Here is a 16,549-nt window from a genome sequence, read left to right on the forward strand (position 1 = left end):
CGGCCCTCCGTGGGGGAGCCCCGTCCGCAGGGCGGCAGCCGGACCCGGAAGCCCTCCGTGCCTCACCCCTTGGTCCGCCCCCGTGGCCCGTTCCCGCGATCCGTTCCCGTGGGCCTGCCTCGACGGTGGCATCCGGCGGGTGGTGCGCGAACGGGCGGATCCGCCCCCGGCCGATCATAGGCGCCCGTGTCCACCGGCACTCTGGTGGCCCCGGACCGCCAGGGCACGGAGAAGAGCGGACCCGGGCGGCGCGGACGGCGCCGGCCCACAACGCCCGCGGCCGCCGATCGTCCTACTGCTGCCCCGCAGAAGTCGGTGGAGGGGTGTTGAGCTGGGCCGCGTACCCGTCCGTGAGGATGCTGCAGGTGCACCGGTCGCCTGTGCACGGGGTACCGGCCTCGGCGCCGTAGGGGCCGAGGCCGGCCATGAGGCGGAGTACCTCCGTGAGCTCCGGCGCGGAGAGCGCGGGGAGCGCGGGGAGCGCCTCAGGGCTCGGCAGCTGCTGCCAGACGGCCGGATCATCGGTCACGTCACCGACGACCTGTGCGTCGATGAAGAAGGTGTAGAGGGGATGCTCGGGAAAGTCGTTGAGTCGCAGGACCCACCATCGCCCTTCGACCCGGGCCGCGTAGCAGAAGACACCTGTGCCGGTGTCGCACCACGTGGCCCCCGGGGGCAGCACAGGGAGAGGAATCATGCCCGCGTCCTCCGGGCTGCCGTGTCAGGCAGGGGCGGACCGGCGGGGTCGCCCGGGTGGGAGGCTGTCCAGCCGTGTTCGAGCAGGGCGAAGGCCTCGTCGGCGGCTCGGCGCGGTTCAGGGTGCCGCAGGATGAGGCTGCGGGCCTCAAGGGCGAAACGGGCGAGGGCGGCGCAGCTGACGTCGTCCTCGGGGGCGGCGACGGCCTCGGCGATGGCTCGCGCCAGGGCGGTTTCGTGGCGCGTCCACATGCGGTGGGCGTAGTCGCGCAGCGCGGGGGTCTCCTGGACCATGCGCGTGAAGTCGGCGAACCGCGGGTCCGCGGTGTGGACGGCGAACTGGGTCTGCGCCAGCAGGAGGTGTTCGCGCAGCGCCTGCGGGATGGACGTGCCGGGGGTGCGGTCGCGGACGGTGGCGACGAGTGCTGCTTCGATGTCGTCCTCCTGGTCGAAGACCAGGGCTTCCTTGCCGGAGAAGTGCTTGAACAGGGTGGTCACCGAGACGTCGGCGGCGTCGGCGACGTCCTTGACGCCGACCTGGTCGTAGCCGCGTTCGAGGAAGAGGCCGAGTGCGGCGTCGGCCAGGGACTGGCGGGTCTGGGCCTTCTTGCGCTCGCGGCGCCCGGTCGGTTCGGTCACGTGCCCACCTTACCGGCGAAGTGCATCCGCTGCAAAAGTTTAGTCATTGCGCTTATTTAGCGAGTGTGCTTTCTTGGTGGTGTCGGGCCTCCCAGCGGCCCACCCACCTCCCGAGGGGCACTTCCATGAACTCTGTCCGCGATCCCCGCCACCCCCGCCATCCCCGCATCGCGATCGTCGGCGCCGGCCTGGGCGGCCTCACCTGCGCCCGGGTCCTGCAGCAACACGGCCGCTCCGTCACCGTGTTCGAACGCGAGGCATCCGCCGACGCCCGTCCGCAGGGCGGCACCCTCGACCTGCACGCCGACACCGGCCAGGCCGCCCTGCGCGCGGCGGGGCTCCTCGACCGGTTCCACGCCCTCGCCCGCCCCGAAGGAGACGCGTGGCGCGTGCTCGACTTCGCCACCGCCGCACTCCTGGCGCAGCAGGGGCCTTCCGCCGACGGCGGCCGGCCGGAGATCGACCGGGGCCAACTGCGCGGCCTGCTCCTGGACTCGATCGCCGAGGGCACGGTGCGATGGGACCGCGCCGTCAGCGGGGTCACCCCACTGACGGACGGCACCTGCCGGCTGCGCTTCGGTGACGGTACCGCCGAGGACTTCGACCTGGTGGTCGGTGCCGACGGCGCCTGGTCGCGCGTCCGCCCGGCCCTGTCGCCCGCCGTACCCGGCTACACCGGTGTCACCTTCGTCGAGACCGGATTCGACCACTGCGACACCCGCCACCCCGACCTCGCGCGGCTGGTCGGCAACGGATCGATGCTGGCGAAGGGCGCCGGCAGGTCCCTGGTCGCCCAGCGCAACAGCAACGGCCACATCCGCGTCTACATCGCGCTGCGCGTGCCGGAGGCTTGGCACGCGGCCGCCGGTATCGACCTCGGCGACCAGCGGGCCGTGCGGACGCACCTGCTGAGGGCGTTCGACGGCTGGGACGAGAGCCTGCGCCACGTCCTGCGCAACGGCGACAGCGGGTTCGTCAGCCGGCCCCTGTTCGTCCTGCCCGCCCCGCACACCTGGCAGCACGTTCCCGGCGTCACGCTGCTCGGCGACGCCGCGCACCTGATGCCCCCGGTCGGACAGGGCGCCAACCTCGCCATGCTCGACGGCTCCGACCTCGCCCACGCCCTCGCCACCGAACCCGGCGTCGACGACGCCGTCCGCGCCTACGAGGGCATCATGCTGCCGCGCTCGATCGAGGCCGCGACGGGCAGCGCGCAGGGACTCGACCACCTCGTTCCCGCGACGGCCCCCTGAACCGACTCCACCCGGGCGCTGACCGTCTCAGCTCAGGCGCCGGCTGTTCGGGCGCGCACGGCTGGAGTCGTCCAGGGCGGATCGAGCGACCGTCGGCTTCCACGGGCTGTCCGGTCCCTTCGGTCGCTGCGCATTGACGCAGGTCAGAGCGGCGGCAGGGACTGAAGCGACTGAGGCTGGGGATTGGGTGCACGGTGTCGCTCGGCGCGGGGAGGCCCCTGTGCGGAGGCCGCCGTGGGCGGTGTGAACGTGGCGTCAGGCAACGGGTCGTCCGTTGCTGAACAGCTGTCCGGTGGGCCCGTCGGCGCCGAGGGTGGCGGCCCGGACGATGTCGCGGGCGCTTTCGGCGGCCGGGCGGTCGGTTGCGTCGTCACCGCGTTCGGGGTGGGTGGCGGTGTTGCCGGGGTCGACGGCGTTGACGAGGATCGGGGTGTCCGCCAGGTCCCGGGCGAGCACCGTGGTCAGGGCGTTGAGCAGGTACTTGGCCATCGAGTAGGCCGGGGCGCGCAGCGACGCGCCGAGGTCGAGGCCGGTGGCGATCTGCTGGGCGGACAGACTCGAGACGTTCACGATCCGGGCCGCGGGCGCGGCGGTCAGCAGTGGCAGCATCGCCTGGGTCAGGGCCCACGGGCCGATCACGGTGACTTCCAGTGCGGTGCGCACCGCGTCCATGTCGGCGTCCATCGCGGACAGGACCTGGAAGTCGGGCATGGCGCTGGCGTTGTTGACCAGGACGTCGAGGTGGCCGAAGGCCCGGGTCAGGTGGTCGGCCGCTTCGTGGATGCCGGCGTGGTCGGACAGGTCCAGCCGCAGGGCGGTGGCCGCGTGCCCGTCCTGGCGCAGTCGGGCGGCCAGCGGTTCCGCCGTGGAGTGGTCGCGGGCGGTGAGGATGACGTGGTAGCCCTGTTCGGCGAGCTCGCGGGCGACGGCGAAGCCGAGTCCGGCCGGGCGGCTGGTCCCGGTGACGAGTGCGGTCCTGATGGCCATGGCGGGTGTTTTCCCTTTCAGGTGGCTTGACCGTTCCTGGCTTGAGCTTGGACCGCGACGTCGGAGCTGTCACCGGGCACCTGTATGTTGATCACCCGCCGACCCCGTCGGTGTCCCGTCCCAGGGTGTCGACGTGCGGGTCCGGCCTGGGGTGGTGATCGCTTCGCGGACATCCGGTCGCTGTCGTCGGGGGATCAGGTGATCCTTTGGCGTCGAGGCCGAACAGCCGCTCATCATCTCAAGTGCCTGAAGGATTCTGCATGACCGTTCCCGCCCTGCCCGACAGCCCGAAGTCCGCCGAGGGGCCGGCCGACACCCATGCCTGGGCAGCGCCGAGCCCGGATCGGAGTGAGGGCGAGGCTCCGGGTCAGGGCGAGGCCACGGTGCCTGCCCCGACCGCTGCCCCCGCCCCTGCTGCGCCCCCCGCCGCGCCCCCTGTCGGGGCTCCGAACGTCCCGTACTGGCCGCCGTACGCGTATCCGATGCCGGCGCCGCAGCCTCGCAACGGCCTGGGCACCGCGGCCATGGTGCTCGGGATCGTCGGTGGCGTCCTCAGCCTGGCCGTCATCTTCTTCTGGCTGTCCTGGCTGCCGGCCCTGCTCGCCGTGGTCTTCGGCGCCATCGGGCTGGGCTACGTCCGCAAGGGCCTGGCGACCAACCGGGCGATGGCGCTCGCGGGCGTGATCCTGGGCATTTCCGGTCTGCTGGTCTCGGCCGGTGCCGGGGTGTTCGTCGTGACGCGGGTCCAGGCGGCCAACGAGGAGCGGCGGGCGGAGGAGAACGCCGCGCGCGCCCGCGCCGATGCCGCGACCCAGGCCGCCAACGCGCGGGTGGCGAAGGAGCGGGAGCGGATCGAGGCCGAGCGGAAGCGGGCCGAGGCCGAGCAGGAGACGGCGGCCGCGGACGAGCGGGCCCGGCGCCTGTCGTTCGGCCAGTCCTACACGTACGGGGACGGCCTGAAGGTCACGATGGCCGCGCCGACGCCGTACGTTCCGAGTGACAGGGTGTCGGACACCCCCAAGGACGCCAAGATCATCCAGGTGCGGATCACCGTCGTCAACACCGGGTCGCAGGAGGTCTCGCTCGACGGGTCGGGGCTGCCCACCGTCAGGGACGCCAAGGGCAACCTCGTCTTCACGCTGATCGACGGAAGCGGACGGATGAAGATCCTCCGAGGCTCGCTGGCCCCGGGCGAGGAGGCCACCGGTCTGACGGCGTACGCCCTGCCGGGCAGCGCGGCCGACCGGTTCTCCGCCCAGTTCGACTACGGTCTCGGGCGGCTGCGCAAGGACGTCATCTGGTCCGGCTCCCCGAGCTGACCCGGGGCCGTTCCCGCCAGGGCTTGTCGCACAGGAGGTACGACCTGCCGCCACCGTGCCGCCGCTACCCGGCTCGCCTCACCCTCGTCCACCAAAGGCGTTGAGAGCGTCGGGCCGGGCACCCGGCGGTGATCGGCGGCTGCCCGCGGCGAGGGCGGGATCCCCTGACCCGGATCGTCCGACGCCGGGGCACGGCAGGTGCCGCGCCCCGGCCGGGTACCGAGGGAGCCTCAGAGGTTGAAGCGCATGACCATATTCGCCGGGAGGCTGGAGGTGGTTCCGTTGCTGCAGCTCGTGATGTCCACCACCGGGAAGAGGGTGCCGGTGACGGTGGCGCCGGGCAGGACGGAGCTGTCGAGGGTGACCGTGCCGTTGAGGCTGTTGGAGATCTCGTTCTTCGAGGGGTCGCCCTCGACGTCCTGCATGCCCGAGGCGTTGATGGTGGAGGTGCCGGCCGGGTTGCCGTTCGCGTCGGCCCAGTTGACGACGATGGTGCCGGTGACCTGGCCGAGTTGCTTGCAGGAGAGGGTCGCCGACCCGGTGAGGGAGACCGATCCGGCGGACAGGCTGGGGCCGCCGTTCTTCGTCAGGCACCTGCCGATGGCGCCGTCGTTCATGGACAGGTCGACGGCAGCGGGGGTGTCCGTGATCGGCGCGGTGCTCTGGACCGTACCCCTGGCGTTGCACATGAGCCGGAGCAGGGGGTTGGCCCGGGTTTCGGCGGCCCCGTTGGCCCCGTCGGTCACGACCGGCGTGTCGGCGGCCGAGGCGGGGGCGGGCTGCTGGAGGAGCACGGCCGAGGTGGCGGCCAGGGCGGCCAGGGCGAGCGGGACGGCGGCCAGGCGCCACCGGCGGGGCTTGGACGGCGCTGTTTCCCGCGTCGGCACGGGGTCGGAGTCCCAGGAGTGCGAGGGCATGGTGTTCCTGTTCTGTGAAGTCGGGCGGCTGAGGGGGATCAGAGGAGGCTGGAGAACTGGGCGTCGTGCTTCGCGGTGAGGCTGCTCAGGCCGTTGGAGCAGTGGCTGATGTCACTGGTGGGCTCGAAGGTGGTGAGAACACCGGCGAGCGGCAGGACCTTGCTTTCGAGGGACACCGTGCCGTCGCTCGAGTTGAGGATGTCCCCGTGCGCGGGGTCGCCTTCGACGTCCTGTGCGCCGTTGGTGGTCACGGTGGAGGTCCCGACGACGCTGCCGGTCTGGTTCAGCCCGCTGTACCAGGTGATGGTCTCGGTGCCGCTGAACGTACTGGGGGAGGTACACGAGAGCGTGCCGGTGCCGGCGAAGGTCAACGTCGCCGACAGCACGTTCGTGGGCCCGCCGTTCTCGGCGAAACACTCGTCGAACGTGCCGACCCCGGAGAGGGACACGGTCCCGGCCGTGTTCGTGATCGGCGCGCTGCTGGTGCCGACGGCCTGCCCGGAGCAGGTGAGCTTGGTCAGGAGCGTGTCGCGGTGGCCGGTGGACTCGCTGGCGGCGGCCGAGGTGGGGTCGGCCTGCTGGAGGAGCAGGCCGGCGCCGGCGACGGTGGCGGCCAGGGCGAGCGGGACGGTGGCGAGACGCCACCGCCGGACCGAGGAGTTTCCGGTGCGCGGTCCGGACGGTGTGCCGGGGGCGGTGGTTTGAGCGCCCATAGTTGCTCTCCTTTGTTTATGTGTACGAACTGCTGCTGTCAGATTCACTTCCGGTGGGGCGCTGTGCGATCCGGGCGGGGTCGGATTCGCCTTTACGGTGCGATATTGATCCGACTGTCGCAGTGCACCCTCAGGCTCCTGTGGCGTTGACTTTTTGCTACTGAAGATCGTGAACGACCTTTACTGTCGGGCAGTCGAGGGATAGCAGCGTGTACTTGCCGGGTCTTCCGCCGGCGCCGGGTTACGTTCTGCGGCAGACCTTTTCAGTGCCTGCCCGCCGGGCCGCCCTGCGGACCAGAGGAGACCCCGATGCCGCCCAGTCCGCCTCTTCCGATTCGCCGCTCCCGCACCCCGGCCGCAGATCGGCTGCCCGGTTTTCCGGGTGCGGAGCACTGGCGGCGCGAGGAGAGATCCGGACTGCACTACGTCGACCACGGATCCGGCGACGTCGTGCTCATGCTGCACGGAAACCCGACGTGGGGATATCTGTGGCGGCGTCTGATCACCGCATTGGCCGGGGATTTCCGCTGCATCGTGCCGGACCAGCTGGGCATGGGGCTCTCCCAGCGCAGGGCCGGTGCCGGTCCGATTCCACTCGCGCAACGGCTGGAGCACCTCGACGCGCTGGCGGCCCACCTGATCGAGCAGCGCCGGGCACCGTCGGCGGGCTGGACCCTGGCGGTGCACGACTGGGGAGGGCCGATCGGTCTGGCCTGGGCGCGGCGGCACCCCGGGCTGGTCGCGAAGCTGGTCGTGCTGAACAGCGTGGGTTTCCGGTGGCCCGAGGGCTACCGGCTGCCGCGCTCGCTGGCCCTGCTGCGCGACGTCCGGCCGCTCGGTGCGGCGGCGCACCTGCTGAACGTCTTCCCCCGGGCGGCGCTGCGGGCCGGGGTGGTCCGGCCGCTGCCCGCCGAGGTCCGCTCCGCCTATCTGCGGCCGTACCGCAGCGCGTGGCAGCGCCGCGCGGTGCGGGACTTCCTTCGGCAGATCCCGCGCAGCGGCGCGGACCCCGCCTGGTCCCTGGTCGATCCCGGCGGCGACAGCGCCGAGCTCGCCGGGCTGCCGGTGTTCATCGGCTGGGGCCTGCGCGACCCGGTGTTCACACCGCTCGTCCTGCGGGAGTGGCGGCGCAGACTCCCGCACGCCGAGGTGCACGCCTTCGCCGACGCGGGCCACTTCGTCCTGGAGGACGCCGGCGAGTCCCTGACCGGGCCGCTTCGGCGCTTCCTGTCCACGCGATGACGAACCATCACGGAAAGGTGCCCATGCCCTCGCCCCACAGCAGGATCAGTCACGTGCGGGTCCACGTCCCCGAGGCCCGCCAGAGTTCCCGCGAGATCGAGGAGGAGCTGCGCCGCCAGAGCCCCGGGGCCGCGCTGCCGGCGGGACTGCTGGAGCACATGTTCGGGCTGCGCGAGCGGTGCGTGGCGGCGCCGGAGGAAATGCCCTCGGACCTGGCGGCCCGGGCGGGTGCCGCCGTCCTGCGCGACGCCGGCCTCCCGCCCGAGGCCATCGACCTGCTCGTCTACACCGGGATCAACAAAGACCTCGACGAGCCGGCGACCGCGAACGTGGTGGCCGCCGAACTCGGCGTCACGGCACCGGTCTTCGATCTGATGAACGCCTGCAACGGCGTGCTCAGCGCCCTGGAGAGCGTGGACGCGCTGATCAGGCTCGGTTCCTACCGGCGGGTGCTGGTGGTCACCGGGGAGACACCCAGCCGGATCACCCGCTGGCGCGTTCCGGACCGCGGTCGGCTCGCATCGGCGCTGGCCAGTCTCACGCTGGGCGACATGGGGGCGGCCGTGCTGGTGGAGGCGAGCGAACGCCCCGGCATCCTCGGCAGCCGCTTCTTCGCCAACCCCGCCGCCTGGCCGAGCGCGGTGCTGCGCAGCCCGTACACCACCGGCCGGATGCATGAGTTGGAGGTCGACGACGCCGCGTTGACGGCCTCCTTCGCCGAGCTGCGGGAACAGGCCTTCAAGGCTGCGGGCGAACTGGTCGGCTCCGTGGCCGACTGTGCGCTGTTCTGCGTCCACCAGCCCTCGGCGGCCATGACCCGCGACCTCTGCTCCAGCGCCGGCATCCCCGTCGAGGCCGTGATCCCCACCTTCCCCCACTACGGCAACGTCGCCACCGCCACCATCCCGCTGCAACTGGCGCTCGCGCAGGAGCAGGGCCGGCTGCACGAGGGCGATCTGGTGGGGATCCTCGGCCTGGCCAGCGGCACCAGCCTCGGCGTCATGGCCCTGCGGTGGTGAGCGCGGCCCCCGGGGCGACCGAGGCGCGGGACGCCTGGCCGGAGACGCTCGCCGCCCACCTGGCCGGCTGGGCCGGCCTGCAACCGGACCGCGCCGCGCTCGTCTGGCCCGCCCCGCGCGGCCGTTGGCACACCGTCGACTTCGCGACGCTGGAGGCCGCCTGCCGGGCGCGCATCCGCGAACTGCGCGAGGCGGGCGTCGGCGCCGGGCAGAAGGCCGTGGTGATGGCCCGCGACCCGTACGACCTGGTGACCACCGTGTACGGGCTGCTCGCCCTCGGTGCGGTGCCGGTGCTGATCGACCCGGCGCTGCCCCGTCCGGCGCTGCGGGCCTGTCTGGACGAGACGCGGCCCGAGGTGTTCATCGGCGACCCGCTCGCCCAGCTGGCCCGGCTGCTGCTCGGCTGGGCCCGCCCGCACGTCACCGTCTCGCTGCTCACGGGCCGCGCGTGGCGCGCGCGCCGACCGGAGCCGGGGTCGGAGTTGGAACTGGAGCGGTCGGAGCCGCCGTGGCCGAGTCCGCCGCCCGCCGCCTCGCTCGCGCTGATCGCCTTCACCTCCGGCTCCACCGGAGTGCCCAAGGGCGTGGAGTACGAGCACCGGCAGCTGGCCGCCCAGGTCCGCTCGATCGCCGGGCTGCTGGGGCTGGGCCCGGGCGAGGTGCTGCTCGCCGGGTTCCTGCCCTTCGCCCTGTTCGGGCCGGCCACCGGCGCCACCACCGTCGTCCCGGCCGTGAACCACCTCAGACCGGCCCGCACCCGGGGCGCCGACCTCGCGCGCGCCGTCACCGAGCACTTCGCCTCGGTGGTGTGCGCCTCCCCGGCGGTGCTGCGGGCCCTGGCCGGGGAGTGCGAGCAGGGCCGTCTGTCGCTCGCCCCGGTGCGGCTGGCCTGTTCCTTCGGCGCCCCGCCGTCCGAACGGCTGGTGCGTGCGCTGCGCCGGGCGCTGCCGGAGGAGGCGACGCTGCTCAGCGCGTACGGCGCCACCGAATGCCTGCCGGTCAGCGTGATCGACAGCGCCGAACTGGCCGCCGCGCACGCGGAACCGCTGCACGCCCACCGCGGGGTCTGCCTGGGCCGCCCGGTGCCCGGCATCGAGGCCCACGTCCTGGTGCCGGCCGGCCCCGTGTCGTACAACCGACCGATGCCACAGGGGAGTTACGGAGAGATCACGGTCGGCGGCCCGCAGGTCAGCCGGGCCTACCACGCCCGCCCGGGAGCGAACGCGGCCGCCAAGGTCGGCACCGGCGAGGACGTCTTGCACTGCACCGGCGATCTCGGCTGGCTCGACGAGAGCGGCCGGCTGTGGTTCCTCGGGCGCGCCGCGCACCGGGTGCACGGAGCCGGGTTCGCGCTCGACACCGCCGTGGTCGAGCGGATCGCCGACGCGGTGCCCGGCATCGGCCGCACCGCACTGATCGGCCTCGGGCCCGCAGGCCGTCAACGGCCGGTGCTGTGCGTGGAGTTGGCGCCATCGTCGGCCAACTCGGCGACGGCCGTCGTCCAGGGGCTTCGGCACGCCCTGTCGGCGGTGCCGGGCGGCCACCGGATCGCCACCGTGCTGGTCCATCGCCGGCTGCCCACCGACCCGAGGCACAACTCGCGCGTCGACCGCGACCGCCTCGCCCGCTGGGCCCGCCGACAGCTGCGCCGGCGAGGCCCGGGCGCCGTGCCGGAAGGCGGGCGATGAGGGTCCTGGTCACCGGGGGCAGCGGCTTCCTCGGTCTGGAGCTGTGCCGCCGCCTCACCGGGCGCGGCGACGCGGCGGTCTCGCTGAACCGCCGCTGGAGTCCGGAGCTGGAGCGGCTCGGGGTCCGTCAGCACCTGGGCGACATCGCCGACCCGGATACGGTCCGGCGAGCCCTCGCCGGGTGCGAGGCGGTGATCCACAACGCGGCCCTGGCCGGGGTCCGGGGGCCCGAGCAGCCGTACCGCGCGGTCAACGTCGACGGCACCCGGCACGTCCTGACCGCCTGCCGTGCCCTCGGTATCGGCCAGCTGGTCTATACCTCCACTGCCAGCGTGGCCTTCACCCCCGAAGGCGTCATGGGAGGGGACGAGTCCCTGCCCGGGCCCCGGAGCCACTCGGCCGCCTACCCCCGCACCAAGGCCGAGGCGGAGGCGGCCGTCCTTGCCGCCAACGGCCCGGACCTGGCGACCACGGTGCTGCGCCCCCACCTGATCTGGGGGCCCGGCGACCCGCACTTCCTGCCCGCCCTGCTGCGGGCGACCGAAGCCGGGCGACTGCTGATGCCGGGCCGCGGCACCAACCTCGTCGACACCTGCCACCTCGCCACCGCGGCCCACGCCCACCTGCTCGCGCTGGACCGGCTGCGACCGGGCCACCCGGCGGCCGGGCGGGCCTACTTCGTCGCCCAGGGCGAACCGCGGCCCCTGCGCGAGGTGGTGACCAGGCTCCTCGCCGCAGCCGGACGCCACGCGAGCTGGCGCCCGGTGCCCTACCCCGTCGCGCTGGCCGCCGCCGTCCTGGCCGACGCCACCACGACGGTGCTCCGCCGTCACACCGACCACGGCCTCAGCCGATTCCTGCTCCACCAGCTCACCCGGCCGCACTGGTTCGACCTCACGGCGGCCCGGCGCGACCTCGGCTTCGAGCCACCCACCACGTTCGACCAGGCCATGGCCGAGCTGACCCGTCACCACCGCACCACCGGCGGCTGAGCCCGCCCCCTCACACTCCGGAAAGGAACCACGATGGACACGACGCTCTCCGTGGACGACGTCTGCGACACCGCCCAGACCCTGCTCGTCGAGCGGTTCGGCGTATCCGCCGACGTCATCAGCCCCGACGCCACGTTCGAGGAGATGGACGTCGACTCCCTCGCGCTGGCCGAGTTCGCCTTCGTGCTCCAGGACGAGTTCGGCATCCTGATCAGCCAGGAGGACGCCGACCGGCAGAGCACGCTCATCGACGTCGCCCGGATCGTCCAGGCCCGACTCGGCGACGCGACCGAACCCGTCGCGTGAACCGCCCCGAGATCGCCGTCACCGGCCTGGGGCTCGTCACCCCGGCCGGGATCGGCGCCGAGGAGACCTGGCAGCGGGTCTGCGCCGGCGCACCCACCGCGTCACCGGACCCGGACCTCGACGCCGCCCCGGTGACGTTCTCCTGCCGCATCCCCGCCATGGACCTGGACACGGCGGTCGGGCGCAAGAAGGCCTGGCGGATCGGACGGTTCAGCAAGCTCGCGCTGCTCGCGGCCCGGGAGGCCGTCCAGAACGCGGGACTGGACACCGGCGGGTGGGACGGCGCCCGGGTCGCCGTCGTGCTCGGGGTGGGCTTCGGCGGCGCCCCCCACTGGGAGGACCAGCTGCGCCGACTCCACCAGCGCGGGCCGGCCCACGTCTCGCCGACGCTGATCCCGATGGTCATCGGCAACATGGCCGTCGGCGAGGTGGCCCAGGAGTTCGGCGCGCGCGGCCCCACGCTCGCCTGCGCCACCGCCTGCGCCTCCGGTGCCACGGCCCTGTCCATCGCCCACGACCTGCTGGTCGCCGGGTCCTGCGACCTCGTCCTGGCCGGTGGCGCCGAAGCCGCCCTCAGCCCGCTGGTGGCGACCGGGTTCCACCGGATGGGCACCCTGTCGGCGCGCGGGCACGACGTGCCGGGCGCCTCCCGGCCGTTCGCCGCCGACCGGGACGGCTTCGTCCTGGCCGAGGGCGCCGCCGTGCTCGTCCTGGAGCGCGCCGCGGACGCGAAGGCGCGCGGTGCCCCGGCGCGCGCCGTGCTCGCCGGACACGGCGCCAGCAACGACGCCTACCACCCGACCGCGCCGCCCCAGGGCGCCGCCGGTGCCGAGCAGGCGCTGCGTACGGCGCTGCGCAGTGCGGGCCTGGGCGCCGGCGACATCGGCCACGTCAACGCCCATGGCACCTCCACCCCGCTCAACGACGCCGCCGAGGCCGGCCTGATCGCCCGTGTCCTGCCGCACCGGCCCAGCGTCACCGCCCCCAAGGGCGTGCTCGGCCACAGCCTCGGCGCGGCCGGCGCGATCGAGGCGGCGCTCACCGTGCTGACCGTTGAACGCGGGCTGGTACCGCCGGTCGCCAACCTCACCCCCGACATCGCCGAGTTCGACATCGACTGCGTCACCGGGACGGCGCGCCGGCAGCGCATCGACGCGGCGGTCAGCCACTCCTTCGGCTTTGGAGGCCACAATGTCGTCCTCGCCCTGCGCCGGGACTGACCCCAGGGCAGGCATGGTCCGAACCACCCCGGCGCCGCCCGGCGGCACCGGGGCCCGGCTCGGCGCACTCGTCGCCCGCCACCGCTGGGCGGTGCTGTGGACCACCGCCCTGCTGCTGGCCGTCGCCGCGGTCGCCGGGGCCGGGCTGCCCGCGCGGCTTTCCCACGGCGGTTTCACCAACCCCGGGGCCGAGTCCGGCCGGGCGATCGAAGCCATCGAACACCACTACAACGCGGGCGGCACCAGCACGATCGTGGTCTTCCGCAGCGAGACCCTCACCGTGGACGACCTGGAGTTCGGCGAAGCCGTGCGCTCCGCGCTCGCCACCGTGCCCAGGACCGTGCTGACGGGTGCCCAGCACTACTGGAACACCGGCACGCGGGATCTCGTCTCCGCCGACGGGCACGAGGCCTGCGTGGTCGTCGGACTGGCCGGCACCGGCGACCAGGCCAGGACCGCCTCCTACGAGCGGCTGCGCCGACTGCTGCACGCGGACGGGCTCACCGTCTCCTACGCCGGGCAGGTACCGCTCCAGGCCGACCTGGACCGCACTGTCGACGAGGACCTCACCCGCGCCGAGCTCTACGTCTTCCCCCTGCTGTTCCTGCTGCTGCTGCTCTTCTTCGGCAGCCTCGCCGCGGCCCTGCTGCCGCTGGCCGTGGCCGGCGCGAGCCTCGCGATGTCCTTCGCGGTGCTGCGCGTGCTCGCCCCCCTGGTGCCGGTCAGCTACATCACCCGCAACGTCGTCGTCATGATCGCTCTCGGGCTGTCCGTCGACTACGCCCTGTTCGTCGTCGTCCGCTTCCGGCGCGAGCTGCGCCACCGGGGCGACCCGCACCGGGCCGTCGCCGCCACCATGGCCTCCGCCGGGCACACCGTGCTGTACTCCGCGACGGCCATCTCGCTCGCCGTCCTGGGCCTGACCCTGCTTCCGTTCCCCATCACCCGCTCCCTCGGCATCGGCGCCGCCGTCACCGTCGCGCTGGCCGGCGCCGCCAGCCTCACCATGCTGCCCGCCGTGCTGGCCGTGCTCGGCCCGCGTGTCGAGGCCGGGTGCGTGCGGCTGCCCGGCTTCGGGCGGGCCGGTCTCGGACGTGCCTGGGCGGAGGGCGAGGAGGCGGGATTCTGGTACCGGCTCGGCCGGAGCGCCGTCACGCACCCGTGGGCCTGGCTCACCGCCGCCGTCGCGGTGATCGCCGTGCTGAGCCTCCCGGTCGTCGGTCTGCACCTCGCCGCGAGCGACCAGCGGACCCTGCCCGCCGGGGCGGCCAGCCGCAGAGCACAGGAGCTGCTGCACGCGGACTTCCCGGCGGCCGGGCTCGACCAACTCCAGGTCGTCGCCCACCTGCGGGACGACATCAGCGGCGAGCTGGGCAAGGCCGCGCTGGCCCGCTGGCAGCAGCGGCTCGCCGGACTGCCGGGCGCCCAGGACGTCCGGCTGCGCGTCACCACCGCGCACAGCGCGCTGCTGACCGTCGCCACCGACACGGTTCCGGACGCTCCCGCCGCCGAGCGACTGGTGCGCGCCGTGCGGGCGCTCGACCCGCCCGACGGCGGCCGGGTCCTGGTCGGCGGACCGGCCGCGGCCAACGTCGACGTCCTGGACACGGTGAAGGGCAGGCTCCCGGCGCTGGTCGGGTACCTGCTGGTGGTCACGCTCGGCCTGCTCTTCCTGGCCTTCCGGTCGCTGCTGGTCCCGCTCAAGGCGGTCATCACCACGACGATGTCCCTCGGCATCGCCTTCGCGGCCGTCACCTGGACCGTTCAGGACGGCCACGGCGCCCGGCTGCTGGGCCTTCAACCCACCGGGTACGTCGGCGTGTTGGAGGCCGCCATCATGCTGATGTTCGTCTTCTCGCTCTCCGTCGACTACGAGCTCTTCCTGATCGCGCAGATCCGCGAGCTCCACCGCGGCGGGATGGACAACGCGAACGCCGTGGTGACCGGCCTCGGGCGCACCGGCGGGCTGATCTCGGCCGCGGCGGCCCTGATCGTGCTGGTCGCCGGGGCCTTCGCGACCAGCCCCGTCGCCACCGTGAAGGAGATCGCCCTCGGTGTCCTGGTGGCCGTGGCCGTCGACGCCACCGTGGTGCGCATGCTGCTGGTCCCCGCCACCATGCGCCTGCTCGGCGAACTCAACTGGTGGGCACCGCGCTTGCGGCGGCCGGCGGCGCCGAGCGGGCCCCGGCCGGGGCCGTTGGCGGGCCTGGAAGCGGTGGAGTGAGCGCGCGGGTGGGTTCCGGGTGGGCCGGGCGCCCGGCGGTGTGCGGAGCGGCCCCGGCGCACCGGTGTCCCGCGCCGGGGATCCGGCGCGGGACACCAGGAGCAGTACCGGTGCTCCGACCGGGCTACACGGCGGTGTCGACGACGGAGACCATGCCGAAGTGGTGGTGGGCGATGGAGAGGTCGCCCTGGGTGTCGCCGCCGGTGGGGGTGATCATGGCGGAGGAGACGGTGTACTCCCTCGGGCCGCCGCTCTGCATCAGGTAGGGGATGCCGATGGTGGCGGGGGTCTGCGGCCCGAGGGCGCCGAGCCCCGGGGGGACGGAGAGCTGGTAGACGGAGGGGATGGCGGGGTCGTTGTTCTGGTAGAGCGTGGTGAGGCCGGGCGGGCGGCCGTCGGTGGGGATCTGGGTGTAGAAGGGGGTGGAGAAGGTGAAGTCCGCGGGGCTCTGGGTGCCGTCGAACAGGGTGCCGGCGCCGTTGAAGAAGTGGAACGGGATCTCGGCCGACGCACCTCCGGCGATCAGGGGGAGCTGCGGGGAGGTGAAGTAGAGGTTGGCGTTGCCGGGGGGCGGGGCGCCCAGGCTGGAGCGGACGAAGCCGAACTCCCACACGTTGCGGGTCAGATCGCTGTCCATGTCGGTGGTGTTGTTCGCGTCGGTGGTGAAGATGGCCCGGCCGATCGGGGGGATGTTGGGGGCGCCGGGCAGCAGGGTGAAGGTGACGGGCACGGTCAGGGCCGTGTTCGCCGGGAAGCCGTTGAACGAGACCTGGATGACGGAGGGCACGTTGGGCGCGCTGTTCTGGTACAGCCAGCGGGAGGTGCCGCCGCTGACGGACGGCAGCGCCGCGACGTTGGCGTAGAACGGGGTGATGACCTTCAGCGACACCGGTCCGGTGGCCGCGGTGCCGCTGAAGTTGCCGATCGTGACCTGCACGGTGGCCGTCCCGCCGCCCATGTAGGTGCCCGCGTCCGCCGAGCAGTACAGGTTCACGCTGTTCAGCGCGTCCGGCTGACGAGTGGCACCCGCGGGGGCCACGGACCGGTCCTCGGCTGCGGCTGCCGCCGGCACGGCTCCGCCCAGGCCCACCACGGCCGCACCCAGTCCTGCGGCCCTGAGGAGGCTTCGGCGTGCCACCGGCGTTGCCCCCGGCCTGCCGGACTCTTCCTCTTCGCGGATTCCATCGACCATGTCTGCGCCTCCAACGGCACGTAGCGGTGAGGTGGGCTTCCAGCCCGATGGTTCGTACCCTGACACAGGGTTGTGTCGCGGATCGGTCAACGCGCTTGGCGGGGTGGGAACTTCACGGCGGATTCAGCCTTCGGCTGCGCGC

The 16,549-nt window shown here is 73.3% G+C and carries 15 protein-coding genes; 9 read left to right on the plus strand and 6 right to left on the minus strand.

Features of this window, described 5'->3' with window-relative positions:
• Positions 1-292 precede the first annotated feature (292 nt).
• A complete protein-coding gene (locus ABT015_RS02990) occupies positions 293-697 on the minus strand; it encodes a hypothetical protein (protein ID WP_350876120.1) in 405 nt (134 codons plus the stop codon).
• Entirely contained in the window at positions 694-1,335 is a 642-nt protein-coding gene (locus tag ABT015_RS02995; RefSeq protein ID WP_350876122.1) for a TetR/AcrR family transcriptional regulator, read from the minus strand. The genes ABT015_RS02990 and ABT015_RS02995 overlap by 4 nt, the downstream gene beginning before the upstream one ends.
• 125 nt (positions 1,336-1,460) lie before the next feature.
• Between ABT015_RS02995 and ABT015_RS03000 the strand changes: the two genes are divergently transcribed.
• The gene (locus ABT015_RS03000; RefSeq protein WP_350876124.1) at positions 1,461-2,588 is read left to right on the plus strand and encodes an FAD-dependent oxidoreductase; all 1,128 of its coding nucleotides are present in this window, start codon (positions 1,461-1,463) and stop codon (positions 2,586-2,588) included.
• A 255-nt stretch (positions 2,589-2,843) separates the two neighbouring features.
• On the opposite strand, the gene ABT015_RS03005 is transcribed toward ABT015_RS03000, so the two are convergent.
• Complete coding sequence (locus ABT015_RS03005; protein ID WP_350876127.1) at positions 2,844-3,575, minus strand: SDR family NAD(P)-dependent oxidoreductase; 732 nt, start codon at positions 3,573-3,575, stop codon at positions 2,844-2,846.
• A gap of 482 nt (positions 3,576-4,057) precedes the next feature.
• Between ABT015_RS03005 and ABT015_RS03010 the strand changes: the two genes are divergently transcribed.
• The gene (locus tag ABT015_RS03010) at positions 4,058-4,894 is read left to right on the plus strand and encodes a DUF4190 domain-containing protein (RefSeq protein WP_350876129.1); all 837 of its coding nucleotides are present in this window, start codon (positions 4,058-4,060) and stop codon (positions 4,892-4,894) included.
• Between the two features lie 230 nt (positions 4,895-5,124).
• Here ABT015_RS03010 and ABT015_RS03015 read toward each other — a convergent pair whose 3' ends face one another.
• Positions 5,125-5,811 carry a hypothetical protein gene (locus ABT015_RS03015; RefSeq protein ID WP_350876131.1) on the minus strand — a complete coding sequence of 229 codons (687 nt, stop codon included), beginning with the start codon at positions 5,809-5,811 and terminating at the stop codon, positions 5,125-5,127.
• Positions 5,812-5,849: 38 nt separating this feature from the next.
• Positions 5,850-6,524: a hypothetical protein gene (locus ABT015_RS03020; protein ID WP_350876133.1), complete on the minus strand. Its 675-nt coding sequence runs from the start codon at positions 6,522-6,524 to the stop codon at positions 5,850-5,852.
• Positions 6,525-6,980: 456 nt separating this feature from the next.
• Here ABT015_RS03020 and ABT015_RS03025 point away from each other — a divergent pair, with 456 nt between their 5' ends.
• Genes ABT015_RS03025 through ABT015_RS03055 form a run of 7 tightly spaced genes read left to right on the plus strand, consistent with a single transcriptional unit; the run spans position 6,981 to position 15,215 of the window.
• Positions 6,981-7,766: an alpha/beta fold hydrolase gene (locus tag ABT015_RS03025; RefSeq protein ID WP_350876338.1), complete on the plus strand. Its 786-nt coding sequence runs from the start codon at positions 6,981-6,983 to the stop codon at positions 7,764-7,766.
• Between the two features lie 23 nt (positions 7,767-7,789).
• Positions 7,790-8,785, plus strand: a complete 996-nt coding sequence (locus ABT015_RS03030; RefSeq protein WP_350876135.1) for a 3-oxoacyl-ACP synthase III family protein — start codon at positions 7,790-7,792, stop codon at positions 8,783-8,785.
• Positions 8,782-10,473 (plus strand): AMP-binding protein, encoded by a 1,692-nt coding sequence (locus ABT015_RS03035; protein WP_350876137.1) that lies wholly within the window; start codon positions 8,782-8,784, stop codon positions 10,471-10,473. Before ABT015_RS03030 ends, ABT015_RS03035 begins: the two co-directional genes overlap by 4 nt.
• A complete protein-coding gene (locus ABT015_RS03040; protein ID WP_350876139.1) occupies positions 10,470-11,465 on the plus strand; it encodes an NAD-dependent epimerase/dehydratase family protein in 996 nt (331 codons plus the stop codon). Before ABT015_RS03035 ends, ABT015_RS03040 begins: the two co-directional genes overlap by 4 nt.
• 33 nt (positions 11,466-11,498) lie before the next feature.
• Positions 11,499-11,771, plus strand: a complete 273-nt coding sequence (locus ABT015_RS03045; protein WP_350876141.1) for an acyl carrier protein — start codon at positions 11,499-11,501, stop codon at positions 11,769-11,771.
• Entirely contained in the window at positions 11,768-12,991 is a 1,224-nt protein-coding gene (locus ABT015_RS03050) for a beta-ketoacyl-[acyl-carrier-protein] synthase family protein (RefSeq protein WP_350876144.1), read from the plus strand. Before ABT015_RS03045 ends, ABT015_RS03050 begins: the two co-directional genes overlap by 4 nt.
• A 13-nt stretch (positions 12,992-13,004) precedes the next feature.
• Complete coding sequence (locus ABT015_RS03055) at positions 13,005-15,215, plus strand: MMPL family transporter (RefSeq protein WP_350876146.1); 2,211 nt, start codon at positions 13,005-13,007, stop codon at positions 15,213-15,215.
• A 124-nt stretch (positions 15,216-15,339) separates the two neighbouring features.
• On the opposite strand, the gene ABT015_RS03060 is transcribed toward ABT015_RS03055, so the two are convergent.
• A complete protein-coding gene (locus ABT015_RS03060; RefSeq protein ID WP_350876148.1) occupies positions 15,340-16,254 on the minus strand; it encodes a hypothetical protein in 915 nt (304 codons plus the stop codon).
• Positions 16,255-16,549: the final 295 nt, after the last annotated feature.

Origin of the sequence: Kitasatospora sp. NPDC094016, from assembly GCF_040304045.1 — a bacterium.
In the GTDB taxonomy this organism is placed as follows: Bacteria; Actinomycetota; Actinomycetes; order Streptomycetales; family Streptomycetaceae; genus Kitasatospora.